Raw genomic sequence first — 19,084 nt, forward strand, 5'->3', positions numbered from 1 at the left:
CGGTACATGCCGCAACGGGGATTTTTATTGTGTCTCAAAACCGATGTTGTCATTTTTTGCCAGTCAAAATGAGTGAACCCGCCATTGTGGTGAGTCCGGGTTACGTTAGTGTGGGTGGCAAACGTCGAAACATGCAATGGAACCTGTCATGAGTGAAGCCTTTATCTATGATGCGATCCGAACGCCCCGGGGGCGTGGCAAGGCCACCGGCGGTCTGCACGAAGTCAAGCCGGTGACACTTCTGGCAGATTTGCTCAATACCCTCAGGGAACGGAGCGGCTTTGCCAGCGAACAGGTGGATGACATTGTGCTGGGTTGCGTCACCCCGGTGGGCGACCAGGGGGCAGATATTGCCAAGACGGCAGCATTGGCAGCGGGATGGCATGACGATGTGGCGGGTGTCACGCTCAACCGTTTTTGTGCCTCTGGCGCCGAGGCGGTGAATATGGCGGCCATGAAAGTCCGTTCCGGCTGGGAGCAGCTGGTGGTGGCAGGCGGCGTTGAGTCCATGTCCCGTGTTCCCATGGGGAGCGATGGCGGCGCCTGGGCGATGGACCCCGAGACCAACTTATCCACCGGCTTCATGCCACAGGGGATCGGGGCAGACCTGATTGCGACGCTGGATGGTTTTTCCCGTGACGCGGTGGATCAATTTGCGGTGGCGTCACATAAGAAGGCTGCCCAGGCCTGGCAGCGAGGCGCCTTCGCCGGTTCTGTCATCCCGGTGCAGGATCGCAACGGCATAACGATCCTGGCGCAAGATGAGCTGATTCGGGCGGATTGTTCGACAGAGAGTCTTGCCGGATTGAAACCCTCTTTTGAAATGATGGGCGCGATGGGCTTCGATGGTGTGGCGAGGGAAAAATATCCACAGGTCGAACGGATTCAGCATGTTCACACCCCCGGTAATTCTTCCGGCATTGTTGACGGCGCGGCCCTGTTGTTACTGGGCAGTGAGGCGATGGGTAAATCCCTTGGGATCAAGCCCCGCGCCAGGGTGGTGGCGACGGCACTGGTGGGCACCGATCCAACCATCATGCTGACCGGGCCGGCGCCTGCTGCCCGCAAGGCGTTGGCCATTGCCGGTCTGTCTGTGGATGACATCGATCTGTTTGAAGTGAATGAGGCGTTTGCCGCGGTTGTGCTCCGCTTCCAGAAAGCACTGGGCGTGGCGGATGACAAAGTGAATGTCAACGGAGGCGCCATTGCCATGGGGCATCCACTGGGGGCGACCGGCGCCATGCTGATCGGCACCCTCATGGACGAACTGGAAGCGCGACAGCAGCGTTATGGCCTGGCCACCCTCTGTGTCGGTGGCGGAATGGGCATTGCAACCATTATTGAGCGGGTGTGAGGGACAGGACATGCGTGCGATTCGTTACGAAAAAACATCCGACAATATTGTCCACCTGGTCATGGATCGTCAGGAAGGTTCTACCAATATTATGGATGCGGCCTTCCAGCAGGATTTCCATGATGTTATCGACAGGCTGGTAGCCGAAAAAGACAACGTTACTGGTGTAATCCTGCGCTCCGTTAAGAAAACCTTTTTTGCCGGTGGAGACCTGAATGCGTTGATTCAGGTGACGGCTGAGCAGGGCGACCTGTTTTTCCACAGTGTCGAAGCCATGAAGGCAGACATGCGACGGTTGGAAACGCTCGGTCTTCCAGTGGTTGCTGCTATCAATGGCACAGCGCTGGGTGGCGGCTGGGAACTATGCCTGATGTGCCATCACCGGATTGCACTGGCAGATGACAGCATTCGACTGGGTTTGCCGGAAGTCACCCTGGGGCTGTTGCCCGGTGCAGGAGGGGTTGTACGAACTGTTCGCCTGCTGGGGCTGGAAGCGGCCTTTCCCCTGTTAATGGAAGGTAAACAGCTACGTCCATCCACCGCCCATCAACGTGGTCTGGTCAATACGCTGGTGGATACGGAGGTGCAGTTACTGGCAGCGGCAGAAGCATGGATCAGGGCTAATCCGAAGTCTGTCCAGCCCTGGGATGACAAGGGGTATCGGATACCCGGCGGAACACCCTCAACGCCCGGGCTGGCACAGAAACTGGCCATTGCTCCCGCCATGCTGAAAGAGAAAACCAAGGGCTGTTATCCGGCACCGGAAGCGATTCTCAGTGCGGCTGTCGAAGGTGCACAGGTGGATTTTGACACCGCTACCCGTATTGAATCCCGCTGGTTTACCCGGATGGTGACCGGCCAGGTATCAAAAAACATGATCGGTACGTTCTGGTTCCAGCTGAATGCTATCAAGGCAGGAGGGAGTCGTCCGGCGGTTGATGTTACAGAACCCGTGAAGAAAGTTGCTGTCCTGGGGGCCGGTATGATGGGGGCAGGCATTGCCTGGGCCTGCGCTTCGCGGGGTATTGATGTGGTGTTGAAAGATGTCAGCCTTGAACAGGCTGAAAAGGGGAAAGCCTATTCCGGGCGGTTGCTGGATAAACGCCTGAAACGCCAACAGATCACTGATGCCGATAAACAGGCAGTGCTGGACAGCATACAGACAACCACGTCAGCAGAAGATCTGGCGGGATGTGACCTGGTGGTCGAAGCGGTTTTTGAAGATCGGGATCTCAAAGCATCGGTGACATGTGAGGCCGAAGCGCAACTGGATGAGTTCGCTGTCTTTGCATCCAATACCTCTACCCTGCCGATTTCCGGACTTGCGAAGGCCAGTGCAAGGCCTGCCAACTTTGTCGGGCTGCATTTCTTCTCACCGGTGGACAAAATGCCGCTGGTGGAAATCATCCGCGGTGAACAAACGACCGATGAAACGCTGGCGAGAGCCTTTGACTTTGTCCTGCAGATCAACAAGACGCCTGTCGTGGTTAACGATAGCCGGGGCTTTTTTACCTCCAGGGTGTTTGGCACTTTTACCAATGAAGGGATAGCCATGCTGGCGGAAGGGGTTCCCGCCGCAGCCATTGAAAACGGTGCATTGCTGGCGGGCATGCCGGTGGGCCCCCTGGCGATCTGCGACGAGGTCAGCCTGACGCTGATGGGGCGGATTCGAAGCCAGGCCATCAAAGATCTGAAAGCGGAAGGTAAGTCGTACATGGAGCATCCGGCGGATGCTGCGGTTGATGTCATGTTGGGGTTGGAGCGTGCCGGTCGTGCTGCCGGTAAAGGTTTCTATGAATACCCTGAAAAAGGACAGAAATCCCTCTGGCCTGGTTTGAAGGAACATTTTGCACCGGCGGCTGATGTGTTGCCGTTGCAGGATATCAAGGACCGGTTGCTGTTTATTCAGGCCCTGGAAACGGTGCGCTGTCTTGAGGAAGGTGTATTGACCAGCATAAGGGATGCCAACATAGGTTCAATCTTTGGTATTGGTTTTGCAGCCTGGACGGGCGGGGCACTGCAGTTTATCAACCAGTACGGTATTGTCCGGTTTGTTACCCGGGCACAGGCATTGGCAGCGCAGTTCGGGGATCGCTTTTTGCCGCCGGCACTGCTCCTGGAGCAGGCTGCCAAAGGTGAGCCGTTCAAGGATACAGACAGCGCAAATTGACGCTGAAGAAAAACGAATAAAACAGGGAATCGCCAGACCATGACCAGCCCCCTTGCCGGACTGAAAATTCTGGATTTTACGACGCTGTTGCCCGGCCCTTACGCGACCATGCTGCTGGCTGATATGGGGGCTGAAGTCATCCGTGTCGAGGCGCTGAACCGGCCGGATATGCTTCGTTTGTTGCCTCCTGTGGTAGAAGCCGGTATGTCTGCCGCCCATGCCACGATTAACCGGAACAAGCAGTCTATTGCCCTGGATCTCAAACAGTCGGAAGCGGTTGAGATTGTCCGGCGCCTGGTGAAAACCCACGATATTGTGATTGAGCAATTTCGTCCCGACGTGATGGGGCGCCTGGGACTGGATTTCGATACGCTGAAGGCGATTAATTCGGCACTGATTTATTGCTCCATCACCGGATATGGGCAGACCGGTCCGTTGAAAGACCGTGCCGGGCACGATATCAACTACCTGGCGCTCTCAGGTCTTGCCAGTTACAGCGGTAGCCGTGAAACAGGACCCGGGCTTCACGCTGTGCAGATAGCGGATATAGCTGGCGGTTCACATCATGCCGTTATGGGCATTCTGGCAGCGGTGATTCAACGTCAGACCACTGGGATCGGGCAACATGTGGATATCAGTATGCTCGATGGCGCCATGGCGCTGAACGCCATGGCTGGGGCGGGGTATCTGGCTGACGAGCGAACGCCTGAACCTGAACGGGAAATCCTCAATGGCGGCAGTTTTTATGGTTATTACCGAACCCGTGACGACCGCTGGTTCTCTGTAGGCAGCCTGGAACCTCAATTTGCCGAGGGCTTTTTTCGCGCGATAGGTAAACCCGAATGGTTGGCACGAGTGGCTGATACTGAGCCTGGGCAACAGCAGCAGTTAAGAAACGATATTCAGACCCGGTTTGCAGAAAATACGTTTGATGAATGGCGTGAAACATTCGAGTGGCTGGATATTTGTGTCGAACCGGTGCTAACCGTTGCTGAGGCCATCCATCATCCCCATTGCCAGTTCCGCGGGATGGTTGTGGATCTACCCGATAAAAAAGGAAATGCCTTGTCGCAGCTGGCGTGTCCGATACGTTTTTCAGAGGGAGATCTGCGCTATGAACAAGCCGGTGTGATGCCAGGGGGGAATACCCGGGAAATACTGGCGTCGCTGGGAATGGATCAGGCATCGGTAGATACCTTGTTTGAGCGGAAGGTGGTTGGCGAATAGCCCCTGACAGTGTCAGAAAAAATGAGAGGGTGCAGCTGGCAGGGCACAGTTTCGATCGATTGTTATACTGTTAATCTGCGTGCAATCGACCAGCGCCTGCGCTAGCGTGAAGTTGTACCGGGAGGCCTGTCGCGACATCGGCAGGCAGGGGCCGCAGCGCGTTGCCAGTGACAGGATAATAATCAATGCATTTTGAGCTTACCGACGATCAGAAAGCCTGCCAGCACACGGCAAAAGTCTTTTCCGACAAGGAACTGCTTCCCCATGCCGCCGAATGGGACAGCCAGGGGATCTTTCCCGTGGATGTCATTCGCAAAGCCGGTGAAATGGGATTTCTGTCCCTTTATACGCCGGAAGATCAGGGGGGCATGGGGATGTCCCGTCTGGATGCCAGCCTGATATTTGAACAATTGGCCATGGGATGTACATCCACCACCGCTTATCTGACCATCCACAACATGGTGACCTGGATGGTCGCCAGTTTTGCCCATGACCCGGTGCGCGAAACCTTTTGTGAAAAACTGGTGACCGGTGAGTGGCTCAGTTCCTACTGCCTCACTGAACCGGGAGCCGGCAGCGATGCGGCGTCCCTGAAAACGACCGCAACCCGGGAGGGTGACAGCTACGTCATCAATGGCAGCAAGGTCTTTATTTCCGGCGCCGGTAGTACTGATGTACTGGTTTTGATGGCGCGTACCGGTGGTGAAGGGGCGGGGGGCGTGTCTGCGTTTGTCCTCAAGGCTGACACTGACGGCATCAGTTATGGGCGCAAGGAAGAAAAGATGGGCTGGAATTGCCAGCCAACCCGGCAGGTGAACCTTGATAATGTACGGGTACCGGCCGGAAACCGGTTAGGCGAAGAAGGTGAAGGGTTCCGTTTCGCCATGAAGGGGCTCGATGGCGGCCGGATCAATATTGCCACCTGCTCCATCGGGACGGCCCAGCAGGCGCTGAATACCGCCAGGAACTATATGCTGGAGCGCAAGCAGTTTGGTAAGCCGTTGGCGGGTTTCCAGGCGCTGCAGTTCAAACTGGCTGATATGAACACAGAGCTGGTGGCCGCCCGGCAAATGGTGCGGATGGCCGCGGACAAGCTGGATCGCAAAGATCCCCAGGCGTCTGCCTACTGCGCGATGGCCAAACGTTTTGCCACCGATATTGGATTCAAGGTCTGTAATGAAGCGCTGCAGATCCATGGTGGTTATGGTTATATCCGTGAATATCCCCTGGAACGCCATGTGCGTGACACCCGGGTTCACCAGATTCTTGAAGGCACCAATGAAGTGATGCGGTTGATTATCGCACGGCGGTTATTGTCGTCGGATGATGTTGAATTGTTATAGTGCAGTAGACGATAAAATAAATGGCAGACAGCGTGGGGTTCTGTTGCTGTTTGCCTATCGCGAAGAGTTAGTAGTATTCGCACTTTCCCCAGCTTGTTTCTCTCCGGCTCGTTCAGCATAACGTCCTTGTCATGCTTCTCACGACTCGGTGACCTATCGCAGTGATGGGTTAGTCAATCACTGCCATTTTTGCGGGTGTCATACCATTGTTGTGAGGCTGAACGCACCGTGAGACTTTCTGGAACCGACGCTGAACGAGGAGCATGGTGCAGAGCAATGCAAGGCACAATGCGATCCAGAACCCCGCTGCTCCCTTGGCGGGAATCAACCAGCTTGTCAATGCCAGTACAGAACCAAGAGGTAATGCAACGCCCCATAATGATGAGAGAACTATCAGCATAGAGATGCGCGTATCCTTGTAACCTCTGAGAGCGGCGTTAGTGGAAACCTGCAGACTGTCAAAGACATGGTAAAGCGCGACCAGTGGTAATAACTGGCAGGAGAGTGTGATGACGCCAATGTCACTGGTATACAACGCTGCAATCCATGCGCGGTTTCCATAGATGAACAGTGCCATGCCCATTGCCAGGCAGAGTGCGGTCAGGATGCCGGTTTGTCCCCTGAATCGTGCCAGTTCATGGTTGCCGGCCCCGACAGCCTGCCCGACACGGATGCTGGTAGCAATACCGATACCCGATGCCAGTACCATGGGCAGGGTCGAAAGGTTGAAGGCAATCTGGTGCGCACCCAGTACCGTGTTGCCTGAGGGGGTCAGTAGCAGGGTGATCAGGGTAAAGGCCAGAAACTGGAAAAACAGTGTGCAGCCGATCGGTGTGCCAACCTTGAGCAATGCGTAAAGTGTATCCCGCTGCAAAGGTAAAAGACGGCGAAAAGGACTGGTGTGCCTTAGTTCAGGATTAAGCGCGATATAAGCCAGCATGAACAGTGGCGCCAGCCACATAATCAATGCGGTGGCATAACCACATCCAACACCACCCAGCGCAGGCAATCCCAGTTTTCCGTAGATCATGACGTAGTTGAACGGAATATTCAGCGCGAGGCTGAGTAACTGGATGACCAAGACCGGTCGTGTGTGTTCCTGTGCTTCCAGGTAACTGCGAAGTAGCTGGTTCAGGGCTACACCGGGCATGCCCCAGGCAACAGCGTGCAGGTAACCAGTGGTGATCTCCCGTGATTCAGGCGTCAGTCCGGTAAAGGTCAGAAGAAGCGGACTCAGGTATAGCAATACCAGCCCGGTGAGGCCAAAAAGCAAGGCCAGGCGAAATCCCTGGTGCATCAAGTCAGGAATCTCGCCCTGACGACCGGCACCGACCGATTGGGCCACAAAAGCCGTTGTCGCCATCAGCAGGCCGACCAGGAAAACATTGATCGGAATCCAGGCGGTATAGCCAACAGCCACGGCGGCAAGGTCGGCAGCGCTATAGTGGCCGGCCATGAGCGTGTCAACCAGGCCGGCCAGGCACATGACCAGTTGTGCACCGGCCAGCGGCAGGGCCAGCCGCAGGAGCGTACGAACTTCATTCCGTACCGAAAAAATAAGCGATTTTTGCATGAACTAGCAGCCTTCAGGTTCATTGGAACCCGTGCAATAACGTATTTATGAGTGTCTATGATCCGGCGTTAGGTTCCGGACGTTTTGCAAACAGCTCAGGCTGGCTAATAGATAGTGGGTCGGGGCCATGCGGTACAGACAAGCGCAGTCCGCATGGCGGCATTCAGCACCAGGCGATTGATGTTACTGCAGTAAAGTCTGTTCATGGCTGGTCGGTAAGGTGTATGACTACAAGTAATGTAAATAGAAACCCTGTATTTTATGGGGTTAGTATGACTCGGATGTATAGGGAAGTGCCGAAGCATTACCCTTTTGCTGGTTACTGAGTGGAAGATTCATAGAACTCTGTTACCGCTTTTGAGTCAAATAGAGGTAAACACCCCTGTTTGAACCGGTAGACAAGGCCTGCCATGTAGCGCAATAACGATAAACGTCAGTCAGTCTAACAAGGAGGTTGGTATTGATAGCAACGCGTTCTGGCAATAAGCGCTTTCCCGGAGTACTCCTGTACCCGGCCAGCCATCAGCTTAAGCATTTAACCTGTCAGATTTTAGTAAAAGCGTGCCCGGTGGATGTTTTGATATCCCGGCTTTCTGGTAGACTCCTGTACCCAAATTTGTATGTTGGTGACCTGGGCTATGCTTCAGGTTGGTTTGAATCCCGTCGACATCCTGGAAATCATTTATGTCCGCTCGCAGTCTAAGCCGGTGCGCGCTGGTTTGCCTCCTTTCAACTGTTTTCCTGCTTGGCGGCTGCCAGGCGCTGCAAACCACCGGTAACCCCAGTGCCGACTCTGCATCGAGCAGTGAGCAACACCATCCTGCGGTCAAAAAGCCTGAACAAAAACCGGATGCCCCCAAGTGTGATCCCCGAATCATCACCCGTACGCAAGTTGTCTATAAGCCGGTCGAAATCGGCAACAAACCGGTGATTGGCGCTATAGAACTTGCCACGTTTGAAAATCTTGGGCTGTCACTGGAAGCGCGTATCGATACAGGCGCCACGACATCCTCCCTGGGAGCGACCGATATCCGCCTGTTTGAGCGGGATGGCCGGCAGTGGGTCGGCTTCCGCCTGAATGGCGAGCAGAACGATAAAGACAGCCTGGCGGTGGAGCGTCAGGTTGTTCGAAATGTGATGATCAAGCGCCATGGCAAGGAGTCACAGCAACGCCCGGTGGTTAAGCTCAAGGTGCGCATTGGCAAGATTGAGCAGATGGCAGAATTTACCCTGACGGATCGCAGCCAGTTTGAATTCCCGGTACTGGTAGGGCGCAATATCCTGACTGACATGGCCATTGTCGATGTCAGCCATGAGTACCTGGTATCTAAAAAGAACATCATAAATACAACTGGTAAACAGCCATGAGTAACAAGATGCAGATGCGGCTTGTCGTGCTGATATTGATTGCTATCGGTCTTGGCATAGCCATTTATAAACATATGGTGTTGGGGTTTCCGATATTTCCGGGGGAGCGCACCAAGGTTTGGGAAGTTGAAGCCCAGGTTGAATTCAAGGCTGAAGATGGACCGGTCACGGTGTCACTGGCCATGCCGGAACCACACTCCCGCTTTTCCGTCGTGAATGATTTTTTTGCTTCACCGGGCTATGGCTTCCGCAAGGTTGAAGATGGTGGCATTGAACGGGCGGAGTGGACACGTCGGGAAGTCTCCGGCAAGCAGGTGTTGTATTACAAGATCAAGGTTCATGACACCGGTCGAACAGGGGATGCAGCGTCAGACGAGTCGGGCGCAGGCCATATGGCTGCAGAACCGCCTGAACTGTATCTACCGGAACTCGAAGGCGCCAGCCGGGTTGCCGCGATCGGATTGCTGAAAGATGTCAAACAACATTCTTCCAACGATACCAGCATGGCCAGCCTGTTGGTGCAGCAACTCAATCAGCCGGATGCCAACCCCAATGTGAAGATTCTGCTGGACTCGGTTCGACATGGTGAATCGCGCGCTGTTTTGTTGATGCAGTTGTTGCGGCTGATGGATAAACCCGTGCGTATGGTGCGTGGTGTTTACCTGGAAAGTGGCCGCCGCAAGCAGCCACTGGTAGAAATGGTGGAAGTGCTGACCAGCAAGGGTTGGGTCATGATTGATCCTGAATCCGGCCATGTCGGAGTACCCGATAACTTCCTGCCCTGGCAACGTGGTGGTGTGTCGTTGCTTGATGTCACCGGTGGTTACGATTCCCGTGTGAACTTTTCTGTGATCTCCCGTACGGTACCGGTCAGCGATATGGCTATCCGGGAAGGCAAGATGGAGCATGCCGCCCTGGTTGACTTCTCGCTCTATAGCCTGCCGATTGAAGAACAGAATGCTTACCGTTACATCCTGCTGGTACCCATTGGTACGTTGATTGTCGTTTTGATGCGTATCCTGGTGGGCTTGAAGACCAGTGGCACATTCATGCCTGTGTTGATGGCGCTGGCCTTCCTGCAGACCAAACTGCTGCCAGGGCTGGTGATTTTCCTCACGATTGTGTCTATCGGCCTTTGGATACGCTTTATTCTCAGCCGGCTTAACCTGTTGCTGGTGGCGCGAATATCGGCGGTGGTGATCGTGGTGGTCGGTATCATGGCCGGCATGAGTATCCTGAGTTACAAGATGGGGATACGTCAGGCGATGTCGGTGACTTTCTTCCCGATGATTATCCTGGCCTGGACCATCGAGCGGATGTCTATTCTCTGGGAGGAACAGGGGCCGCGGGATGTACTGGTCAGTGGCGGTGGCAGCCTGCTGGTCGCCATCATCAGCTATTTCGCCATGACTAACCGGTTCATTGAGCATCTGACGTTCAATTTCCCGGAGCTGCTGCTGGTGGTGCTGGGTGTGACCCTCTTGCTGGGACAGTACACCGGGTACCGGTTGCTCGAACTGCGTCGTTTCAAACCACTGATCGAGAACTGAGCCATGGGCGTGCTAGCGTTTCTCAAGCGGCGAAAAGCGTTACGTGAACTCGGCATACTGGGTATGAACCAGCGCAACCATGCCTATATCGGTCGTTATAATCCGCGCTCACGTTTTCCGTTGGTGGACAACAAGCTCTCAAGCAAGACCATGGCCATTCAGGCTGGTGTGGCAGTGCCTCGATTGATCGATGTCGTCACGACACAGCATGACATCGTCCGGCTGAAACCGGAGCTGGATCGGCTGGGCGACTTCGTGATCAAACCCGCCAAGGGCAGTGGCGGCAAGGGTATCCTTGTGATTGTGGGCAAGGAAGGTGAGCACTACGTCAAGGCCAGCGGCGAATGGCTGACATTCAACGATATCGAACGTCATATGTCGAATATCTTGGGTGGCCTCTATAGTCTTGGCGGGAACAGCGATGTCGCTATGATCGAGGCATTAATTCACGCGGATAATGTGTTTGATGACTACAGCTGTGAAGGCGTACCGGATATCCGCACCATTGTATTCAAAGGGTTTCCGGTGATGGCTATGCTGCGGCTGGCTACGCGGGCTTCTGACGGCAAGGCTAACCTGCATCAGGGGGCTGTGGGGGTTGGTCTGGATATTGCCACAGGGCAGGGCTTGCGTGCGGTGCAGTTTGATCGTCCCGTGACCCATCATCCGGATACCGGGCATGCCTTTGCCGGCCTGTCTGTTCCGCATTGGCATCGCAATCTTGAACTGGCGGCGGCCTGCTATGACATGGCGGGCCTGGGTTACCTTGGTGTGGACATGGTGCTGGACAAGGAACATGGGCCATTGATTCTTGAGCTCAATGCCCGCCCGGGTTTGGCCATTCAGATTGCTAACGGGGTGGGGCTGTTACCACGATTACAACAGATAGAAGCCCTGGGGGATGTGAAAATGTCTGTTGAGGATCGCGTGGCCTATAGTATCCAGCATTTTGGTATGCGGAAGGTTGTTGCAGAAGTTGCCGTTGGGCAGGATGTTGTTGTAACGCCATAGCCTGCTTTCTTCATTGCAGGATAACTGATCATTGTGATCTGCGGTCAGTTATTCTGCTGTAGTTTAAACCTTCTCAGTCTTTTTCCTTGAAATCCGTTTCCACTCGAGCAGTTTGTCCTTCTCGCCTTTTTCTTGCCTGTATTGTGTGAGAGTCATGTAAATGCGAACAGCATAACCTGATTCTCGTCTATTCTGTTCTCTGTCCTGTGCTCAGGCTTCCAATTTTCTTTGTATATGACTGAGTGTTGACTACTGTCTTCTTCGCCAGCCTGTCATCCGAAAAGCCGGGTTGTCATAGTGTCATGGAGGAGAGACTTCAATGTTGACATGCCACTGAACTGCCCTTATTTGGGAAGCAGGTGCGTGAGGTGTAATACAGAATGTCATTGGCATCCACTGTGATGAAAGTGAAGTTTCCACTGATCGTTTTGGTCATGCTCCTGATACCCTTTGGTTTTGGTCAATGGGTGAGTTTTGAAAGTCAGACGCAGATCTATACGCTGAGTATTGCGGTTAAGGATGTACTGGTTTTTTGTCTGCCATTTGTGGTGATGAGTTTTGTTGTTGCCTGCATTATGTTGCTTCAATGGCGGGCCTTGGTCTGTTTATTATTATTAGTGGTAGGGGTCGTTATTTCCAATATGATGGCCTTGTGGCTGGGGTATGCCGCCAGTATGTTTCTGACCCCGGCTATCGATTTCCCCTGGGACGGTAATGTACACGAACACGAAAACACACTGTGTAGTTTATGGCGCATTCAGCTTCCGGTGCTGCTTACACATAAACAGGCATTGCTGACAGGCTTTGTCACAGGGGTCCTGTTAAATATTCGTTGTCATTCGAAACTTCGCTATCTGGTTCTGTTAGCGGAAGATGTATCTGCCTTTTTTCTCCGTTATATCTGTATTCCCCTGGTTCCCATTCTGATTCTTGGCTTGTCATTCAAGTTACGTGCAGACCTTGCTCATCAGAATTCTCCGTTAGTCTTTGGTTCAACATTCTGGTTGATTATGCTGTTGCAGGTGGCAGTGATACTGTTCTATTTCTCAATGGCTGCCGGTTTCTCCTGGCGAAAGATCAGACTTTATCTCTGGCGATTATTTCCCGCTGCAGTCAGTGCGATGGGTACCTCATCAAGTCTTTATTCCATGCCTGTACTGATGGTCTGTACGGAACGGTGTGGGAAATGTCCGGTACTTTCCAGGGCGGTTATACCGGTTATGTTGTATGTACATAATGTGGGCAGCGCCCTGGTATTGAGTATTCTGATTCTTGATGTCATGCAACGGTTTGGTATGCCACTGCCCAAACCATCAGACTTTGTTTTGTTTACCTTGTGTTATGCCTTGGCAAAGCTGACCGTGGTGAATGTTCCCGGGGGCATCATTCTGATCGCGGGGCCCATTCTTCAGGCAATCATGGGGTTTTCTGATGCTATGCTGGGTTTGATTACAGTGATGTACATCATCTTTGACCCCTTTGCGACAGCGGTTAATGTAACCATTAATGGTGCCTTTGCCATTTTGTTCTCACGGTTGTGTGTGCGCTGGCATATATTGTCGAATAATCAAAGGGACCGCTATCCCCGTTTCCTGGCTCAAATCCGGAACCGTTAGGGGGCTGGATTGATTCATTAACTCATGGCTGGTTGTCATGACAGGCAGGTATTCATCATTGCTCTCAATTAACGCCTGTTCATATAAATAACAGTGGGTTATGGCGTTATCTAAAATCGGAACTATTATCCGTAAAGCGATTTCGAGGGCATGCTTGTGGGAGCATTGTTAAAGAGAGCACGGTTACCTGTTTCTCTGGTCGTAGCTCTGGTTTTGCCTTTTTTTGTCGATGTGTGGGCAATTCAATGGGCACGTGTTTTTTTCTACACGCTCAGTCTTTTTTTGAAAGAAGTATTGATTCTTGTTCTGCCTTTTATCGTTTTCAGTTTCATTTCGGCCAGTATTATTCGGATAGGCGGTGGTGCCCTGCTATTTACCCTGGTGCTAATTACGTGTGTATTTATTTCTAATCTGACAGCGATCAGTGTGGGCTTTACGGTTGGGACGTGGATAGTTCCGATGTTATCTTTGCCGCTAGATGGGATGCACTATGAAAGTCAATTAGTCAGTGCCTGGCAGATGTCATTACCCGTTTTAATGACTAACCGACAGGCCCTTATTCTGGGGCTTTTGGTTGGGTTGATACTGAATATTGGTCATTACTCCCGGATTAAAAGCGCATTATTCTGGATGAGTGATCTCTCGTTTTTCTTTTTGAAGCGGCTTTTTATTCCTGTTCTACCCCTGTTTGTTCTGGGGTTTGCGTTTAAATTGCACAGTGATGACCTGTTACTCGGTGCTATTCAGATTTATGGCAAAGTCTTTATCCTGGTGATTCTCACACAACTGGTCTGGCTCTTTATTCTGTTCCTGCTGGCTGGAAATGGTTCTTTGACGTGTTGCTGGCAATACATCAAAAATATTCTGCCGGCGACGTTAACGGGGTTGGGTACTATCTCCAGTGCTGCCAGTATGTCGGTGTTGATTGTCTGTTCAGAAAAAAACACGGATGTGCCTGTCATGATCCGAAGTATTATTCCGGCGACGATCAATATCCATACTGTGGGTAGTGCTATTGGTCTGACCATCCTGACACTTGCGACGATACAAACTTTCGGCTTCGGATTACCACCATTTACCGTCTTTATGGGGTTTGCCTTTTATTATGCACTGGCGAAGTTTTCAGTGGTTGCCGTGCCGGGAGGCGTTATTTTGATTGCCGGGCCTTTATTGCAATCTTTCCTGGGTTTTTCCGATGACATGTTGGGGTTGATCACGGCGGTTTACATGATTTTTGATCCGTTCGGTACGGCGATCAATGTCACGGGTAATGGTGCGTTTGCGATTCTGTTGGCGCGCCTTTGCCAGCGATGGCACATCATCCGGTGGAAAAATGGTGATGCCAACGATAATGAACTGACATAACGAACCCGAGACCAATGATGACCGGTGTCAGACAAGGTTTAAAAGCCCTGATGCTGCGCTTCACCCCGGTGTTCCGATCCTGTAGAGTGCCGGCCAAACTGTTAAACGGAAAGCAGCGACATGAAACGCGAACTGGCGATTGAATTTTCCCGGGTGACTGAAGCCGCCGCCCTGGCAGGGTATAAGTGGCTGGGGCGTGGTGACAAGAATGCGGCCGATGGCGCTGCCGTTGAGACCATGCGAACCCTGCTGAACCAGGTGCAGATCGATGGTGAGATCGTTATCGGGGAAGGTGAGATTGATGATGCGCCGATGCTGTTTATCGGTGAGCGTGTCGGACAGGGCATCGGGGATGCAGTGGATATTGCTGTTGATCCCATCGAAGGCACCCGCATGACGGCCATGGGACAATCCAATGCGATTTCCGTACTGGCTGTTGGTGAGAAGGGCTGTTTCCTCAAGGCGCCGGACATGTACATGGAGAAACTGGCCGTTGGTCCGGGTGCCCGCGGAGTGATTGACCTGGAAAAACCGCTGGCTGAAAACCTGCGTAATGTGGCTGGCGCACTGGACAAATCTATCGAAGAATTGACTGTTATCACTCTGGCCAAACCGCGTCACGATGATGTGATTCGCGAAATGCAGCAAATGGGTGTAAAAGTCTTTGCGATTCCGGATGGCGATGTGGCGGCCTCTATCCTCACCTGCATGCCCGACAGTGAAGTGGATGTGATGTACTGCATTGGTGGCGCCCCGGAAGGTGTCGTTTCTGCAGCCGTCATCCGGGCGCTGGATGGCGACTTCCAGGGACGTCTGGTGCCCCGCCATGAAGCCAAGGGGGATACCCCGGAGAACCGCGCGGCGGGCGAACTGGAAATCAGCCGTTGCCATGAAATGGGCATTGAACCAGGCGTGGTATTGCCGCTGGAGCGACTGGTCAGCTCTGACAATATTATCTTTTCCGCCACTGGTATCACCAAAGGTGATCTGTTAGCCGGCATCCATCGCAAAGGGAATGTGGCGACAACCGAAACGTTGTTGATTCGGGGCAAATCCCGCACCATTCGCCGGATTCAGTCCATTCACTACCTTGATCGCAAGGATCCTGACATCCGGAAGAATGTTCTGTAAGTCCAAAAGGCTCCCCAAAGGAGCCTTTTTTATGGGTGCCTGCTCTCAATCGCTATTCAGACTTTCCTTTATCCATCTGTCGGCTTCACTAAAAAGAGAGGTGGCTGCGACAGGCTTGATAGCAATGAAAAAATTCCTGATAACTCTTTTCTTGTCGGTGCTGATCATTGGCGGGCTGTTTGGCCTGTTTATGCTGGCGCTGGTGACGTGGGGTTATCAGATTGGCGTCTATGACCAGTTTGAGGAATTATGGCGCTTTGCCACCCTGCTGATGGTGCCCGTGGTGCCGCTGCTTATTTGGTATATCAGTGAATCGGTCGATGACAACGACAAATCGTGAAGCGAACTAAAGCAGGGGACTCATCAGGTGAAAGACACCTTCAGCGAGTCGCTTGGGAAATCCGCGGCGGTTCCATGCGTCCAGAAACACCCGGTTGGATTGGCGGATGTAATTGTCGGTCAATTTGCCCATTTCCTGGCCAAAATTATCGTCATACACCATCAGGGTGACTTCGAAGTTGAGCCAGACGCTGCGCATATCCAGGTTGACGGTGCCGAACAGCACGGTGGAACGGTCCACCAGGACACACTTGGTATGCAGCAGGCCGGCATTGAACTGCTGGATTTCGACACCCGCCTCCAGTAACTCCTCGTAGTAATAGCGACTGGCATAATGCACCAGGCGGGAGTCGTTGCGCTCTGGCACAATCAGTTTGACCTTTACGCCTCGAATGGCCGCTGAAACCAGTGCGGTCAGCAGGGCGTCGTCGGGAATGAAGTAGGGGGTGGTGATGACCAGTTCTTCCCGGCTTTCATAAATCGCGGCCAGCAGTACCTGGTGCAGGAGGGTACGGTCAATGCCCGGGCCTGAGGGCAAAACGTGCATGTCCGCCCGGTGCAGGTTCGTTGCGATAGACTGCGGCGGCTGGTAGGCGCTCCGGAACACGCTGAGGCCGTCACCGGTTTCCAGCTCCCAGTCCCACAGGATGATAGACGCAAGAACATGGGCGGAAGGCCCTTCGATACGCGTCATGGCATCAACCCATTGGCCAACGCCTGCATCCTGCTTGAACAGGCGGGGATCCATCAGGTTGAAGCTGCCGCTCCAGGCAACGGTATCGTCAATAACAGCAATTTTCCGGTGGTTGCGAATGTCCATACGCTCAAACAGCATTCTGAACGGTCCCACCGGCATGGCCTCAGACAGTCGGACACCCGCTTTTTTCAGCCGTTTGGCTGCCTGGCTTTTGAGGAAACTGCTGCTCCCGACTGCATCCAGCAGTACCAGGCAGTGTACACCGCGGGTCTGGGCAGCCAGCAGGGCGGCTTCAATCTCGTCGATGCGCCCACCGGATTCCCAGATGTAAAATTCCAGGTAAATACTGGAGGTGGCGTTATGGATGTCGGTCAGCAGGCCATTGATGATGCTGTCGCTGTCATGATAAAGCTTTAAGTGGTTTCCGGGCAGGGCCGGAATATTCATGGCCTTTTCAGCCAGGTTATAAACCCGGTTATGGCGATGAGAGTTGTTGGTGTCCTGCAGGCAGATAACCTCTTTCAGGTGGCGCGACCATTGTTCATAGGTCGGGTACAGCGCATCTGCCCGTTTGACCCGTTTTGTGCCCAGTCGGCGCGTGCCAAACATCAGGAACAAAATAATGCCAGCCAGGGGCAGGGCGAACAGCAGCACCAGCCAGGCCAGGGAAACACCCACAGGCCGCCGTTGAAAAATAATCGTCAGCGCAAACCCGATGATGAGTGCCAGGTAGGCGCCGCCAGCCAGCAGGCTGAACCAGGAGGAAAAGGATTCCATACAGTGGTCTGGTTGTTATCCACCGAAAAGAAAGGATTATTCAGTGTATCTGACATGTTCAGAGATGTCAGTCCTGTGACAACGGTATAAGTACGGTGATACGGCGGTCTATCCGATGTCTTCAGGCGTCACAGTTAGTGCTAGTATTGCTGGTTTTTTGACGTGACCTCCCAGGTGCCTGTGACTACCACGGATTTTTCCTCGCTCCCGCTCAAGCCAGCGATGCTGGCCAATCTGAAAACGCTGGGTTATCGGGAGATGACCCCGATCCAGGCGGCCAGCCTGCCGGTGATTCTGAAACAGCAGGACCTGATTGCCCAGGCCAAGACCGGCAGCGGCAAGACGGCGGCCTTTGGCATTGGCCTTTTAGCCCGCCTGAATGTCCGGCACTTCCAGGTTCAGGCGCTGGTGCTGTGTCCTACCCGCGAGTTGGCGGACCAGGTTGGCAAGGAAATTCGCCGACTGGCACGGTTCACCCATAACGTTAAGGTATTAACCCTCTGCGGAGGCATGCCGCTTGGGCCACAGCTGGGTTCTCTGGCTCATGGCGCCCATATTGTGGTGGGTACGCCCGGTCGCATCATGGAACACCTGCACAAGGGCTCACTGTCCTTATCGTCATTGAAAGCGCTGGTGCTGGATGAAGCGGACAGGATGCTGGATATGGGATTCCTGGACAGCATCAACACGATTATTGAACAGGCGCCATCGGATCGTCAGACCCTGTTGTTCTCTGCGACTTACTCCGGGGAGATTCGACGGGTCAGTGGCTCGGTCCAGTCAAGCCCTGTAGAGGTCACGGTCGAGTCCCACCACGGCAATGCGGACATCGAACAGCGTTTCTATGAAGTGGAGAATGCCCAGCGGATGCCTGTCCTGGCGAAACTGTTAAGCCACTATCAACCGGCATCGACAGTCGTTTTCTGTAATACCAAACGCCTCTGCCAGGATGTGGCGGATGACCTGCAGCAGCGTGGTTTTCAGGCACAGGCGCTCCACGGTGACCTGGAGCAGCGGGCCCGGGACCAGGTACTGGTTCGTTTTGCCAACAAGAGTTGTTCTGTTCTGGTCGCGACGGATGTCGCTGCCCGGGGACTGGACATCCGGGAATTGGAAGCCGTCATTAACCTGGAGTTGTCCCGGGATCCGGAGGTGCATGTGCATCGCATCGGGCGGACGGGGCGTGCGGGGCAGACTGGCCTGGCATTGAGTCTGTTCAGTGGATCAGAAACCTATAAGCTTCAGGCCATTGAGGCAAACCAGCCGCACCCACTGCTCATCGACAATACCAATACCCTGAAGGTGGAAGAACCGGTCGTCTTCAAGGCGCCCATGGTGACGCTTTGTATTGACGGTGGCCGCAAGAACAAGGTGCGTCCGGGGGATATCCTGGGTGCCCTGACCGGCAAAGACGGTATTGCTGGCAGTGAGGTGGGCAAAATCGATATTTTTGATTTCTGTGCTTATGTCGCGGTCAAACGGTCTGTGGCAAACCGGGCGCTGAAACACCTGGCAGCCGGCAAGATCAAGGGACGTTCCTTCAAGGTACGCAAGCTGCGCTGA

The 19,084-nt window shown here is 53.6% G+C and carries 14 protein-coding genes; 12 read left to right on the forward strand and 2 right to left on the reverse strand.

Annotated features, from left to right (window positions below; genetic code table 11):
- Positions 1-148 precede the first annotated feature (148 nt).
- The 4 genes from AC27K1_RS01165 to AC27K1_RS01180 all read left to right on the forward strand — a co-directional run bounded on the left by AC27K1_RS01165 (position 149) and on the right by AC27K1_RS01180 (position 6,094).
- A complete protein-coding gene (locus AC27K1_RS01165) occupies positions 149-1,354 on the forward strand; it encodes an acetyl-CoA C-acetyltransferase (protein WP_487147668.1) in 1,206 nt (401 codons plus the stop codon).
- The gene (locus tag AC27K1_RS01170) at positions 1,290-3,524 is read left to right on the forward strand and encodes a 3-hydroxyacyl-CoA dehydrogenase NAD-binding domain-containing protein (protein WP_487147670.1); all 2,235 of its coding nucleotides are present in this window, start codon (positions 1,290-1,292) and stop codon (positions 3,522-3,524) included. The genes AC27K1_RS01165 and AC27K1_RS01170 overlap by 65 nt, the downstream gene beginning before the upstream one ends.
- Positions 3,525-3,563: 39 nt before the next feature.
- Positions 3,564-4,751, forward strand: a complete 1,188-nt coding sequence (locus AC27K1_RS01175) for a CaiB/BaiF CoA transferase family protein (protein WP_487147671.1) — start codon at positions 3,564-3,566, stop codon at positions 4,749-4,751.
- A gap of 185 nt (positions 4,752-4,936) precedes the next feature.
- Complete coding sequence (locus AC27K1_RS01180) at positions 4,937-6,094, forward strand: acyl-CoA dehydrogenase family protein (protein ID WP_487147672.1); 1,158 nt, start codon at positions 4,937-4,939, stop codon at positions 6,092-6,094.
- Positions 6,095-6,263: 169 nt separating this feature from the next.
- On the opposite strand, the gene AC27K1_RS01185 is transcribed toward AC27K1_RS01180, so the two are convergent.
- The gene (locus tag AC27K1_RS01185; RefSeq protein WP_487147673.1) at positions 6,264-7,667 is read right to left on the reverse strand and encodes an MATE family efflux transporter; all 1,404 of its coding nucleotides are present in this window, start codon (positions 7,665-7,667) and stop codon (positions 6,264-6,266) included.
- A gap of 684 nt (positions 7,668-8,351) precedes the next feature.
- Here AC27K1_RS01185 and AC27K1_RS01190 point away from each other — a divergent pair.
- The 7 genes from AC27K1_RS01190 to AC27K1_RS01220 all read left to right on the forward strand — a co-directional run bounded on the left by AC27K1_RS01190 (position 8,352) and on the right by AC27K1_RS01220 (position 16,048).
- The gene (locus AC27K1_RS01190) at positions 8,352-9,035 is read left to right on the forward strand and encodes an ATP-dependent zinc protease family protein (RefSeq protein ID WP_487147674.1); all 684 of its coding nucleotides are present in this window, start codon (positions 8,352-8,354) and stop codon (positions 9,033-9,035) included.
- A complete protein-coding gene (locus AC27K1_RS01195; protein WP_487147675.1) occupies positions 9,032-10,585 on the forward strand; it encodes an inactive transglutaminase family protein in 1,554 nt (517 codons plus the stop codon). The genes AC27K1_RS01190 and AC27K1_RS01195 overlap by 4 nt, the downstream gene beginning before the upstream one ends.
- A gap of 3 nt (positions 10,586-10,588) precedes the next feature.
- Positions 10,589-11,596 (forward strand): alpha-L-glutamate ligase-like protein, encoded by a 1,008-nt coding sequence (locus AC27K1_RS01200; RefSeq protein WP_487147676.1) that lies wholly within the window; start codon positions 10,589-10,591, stop codon positions 11,594-11,596.
- 380 nt (positions 11,597-11,976) lie between these two features.
- Entirely contained in the window at positions 11,977-13,212 is a 1,236-nt protein-coding gene (locus AC27K1_RS01205; RefSeq protein ID WP_487147678.1) for a cation:dicarboxylate symporter family transporter, read from the forward strand.
- A 150-nt stretch (positions 13,213-13,362) separates the two neighbouring features.
- A complete protein-coding gene (locus AC27K1_RS01210; RefSeq protein ID WP_487147679.1) occupies positions 13,363-14,577 on the forward strand; it encodes a cation:dicarboxylate symporter family transporter in 1,215 nt (404 codons plus the stop codon).
- Between the two features lie 120 nt (positions 14,578-14,697).
- Positions 14,698-15,708 (forward strand): class II fructose-bisphosphatase, encoded by a 1,011-nt coding sequence (gene glpX / locus AC27K1_RS01215; RefSeq protein WP_487147681.1) that lies wholly within the window; start codon positions 14,698-14,700, stop codon positions 15,706-15,708.
- Positions 15,709-15,739: 31 nt separating this feature from the next.
- A complete protein-coding gene (locus AC27K1_RS01220) occupies positions 15,740-16,048 on the forward strand; it encodes a hypothetical protein (RefSeq protein ID WP_487147682.1) in 309 nt (102 codons plus the stop codon).
- Positions 16,049-16,054: 6 nt separating this feature from the next.
- Here AC27K1_RS01220 and cls read toward each other — a convergent pair whose 3' ends face one another.
- Entirely contained in the window at positions 16,055-17,521 is a 1,467-nt protein-coding gene (gene cls / locus AC27K1_RS01225; protein ID WP_487147684.1) for a cardiolipin synthase, read from the reverse strand.
- 180 nt (positions 17,522-17,701) lie between these two features.
- Between cls and dbpA the strand changes: the two genes are divergently transcribed.
- Positions 17,702-19,084, forward strand: a complete 1,383-nt coding sequence (gene dbpA, locus AC27K1_RS01230) for an ATP-dependent RNA helicase DbpA (RefSeq protein WP_487147685.1) — start codon at positions 17,702-17,704, stop codon at positions 19,082-19,084.

The organism is Kistimonas ophiarachnellae, assembly GCF_057552235.1.

Coding starts and splice junctions, on each gene's coding strand:
- AC27K1_RS01205 (WP_487147678.1), top strand. CDS start 11,977: ATGTCATTGGCATCCACTGTGATGAAAGTGAAGTTTCCACTGATCGTT.
- AC27K1_RS01175 (WP_487147671.1), top strand. CDS start 3,564: ATGACCAGCCCCCTTGCCGGACTGAAAATTCTGGATTTTACGACGCTG.
- glpX (WP_487147681.1), top strand. CDS start 14,698: ATGAAACGCGAACTGGCGATTGAATTTTCCCGGGTGACTGAAGCCGCC.
- AC27K1_RS01185 (WP_487147673.1), bottom strand. CDS start 7,667: ATGCAAAAATCGCTTATTTTTTCGGTACGGAATGAAGTTCGTACGCTC.
- AC27K1_RS01170 (WP_487147670.1), top strand. CDS start 1,290: ATGGCCTGGCCACCCTCTGTGTCGGTGGCGGAATGGGCATTGCAACCA.
- AC27K1_RS01220 (WP_487147682.1), top strand. CDS start 15,740: ATGGGTGCCTGCTCTCAATCGCTATTCAGACTTTCCTTTATCCATCTG.
- AC27K1_RS01210 (WP_487147679.1), top strand. CDS start 13,363: ATGCTTGTGGGAGCATTGTTAAAGAGAGCACGGTTACCTGTTTCTCTG.
- AC27K1_RS01180 (WP_487147672.1), top strand. CDS start 4,937: ATGCATTTTGAGCTTACCGACGATCAGAAAGCCTGCCAGCACACGGCA.
- AC27K1_RS01195 (WP_487147675.1), top strand. CDS start 9,032: ATGAGTAACAAGATGCAGATGCGGCTTGTCGTGCTGATATTGATTGCT.
- cls (WP_487147684.1), bottom strand. CDS start 17,521: ATGGAATCCTTTTCCTCCTGGTTCAGCCTGCTGGCTGGCGGCGCCTAC.
- AC27K1_RS01190 (WP_487147674.1), top strand. CDS start 8,352: ATGTCCGCTCGCAGTCTAAGCCGGTGCGCGCTGGTTTGCCTCCTTTCA.
- AC27K1_RS01200 (WP_487147676.1), top strand. CDS start 10,589: ATGGGCGTGCTAGCGTTTCTCAAGCGGCGAAAAGCGTTACGTGAACTC.
- AC27K1_RS01165 (WP_487147668.1), top strand. CDS start 149: ATGAGTGAAGCCTTTATCTATGATGCGATCCGAACGCCCCGGGGGCGT.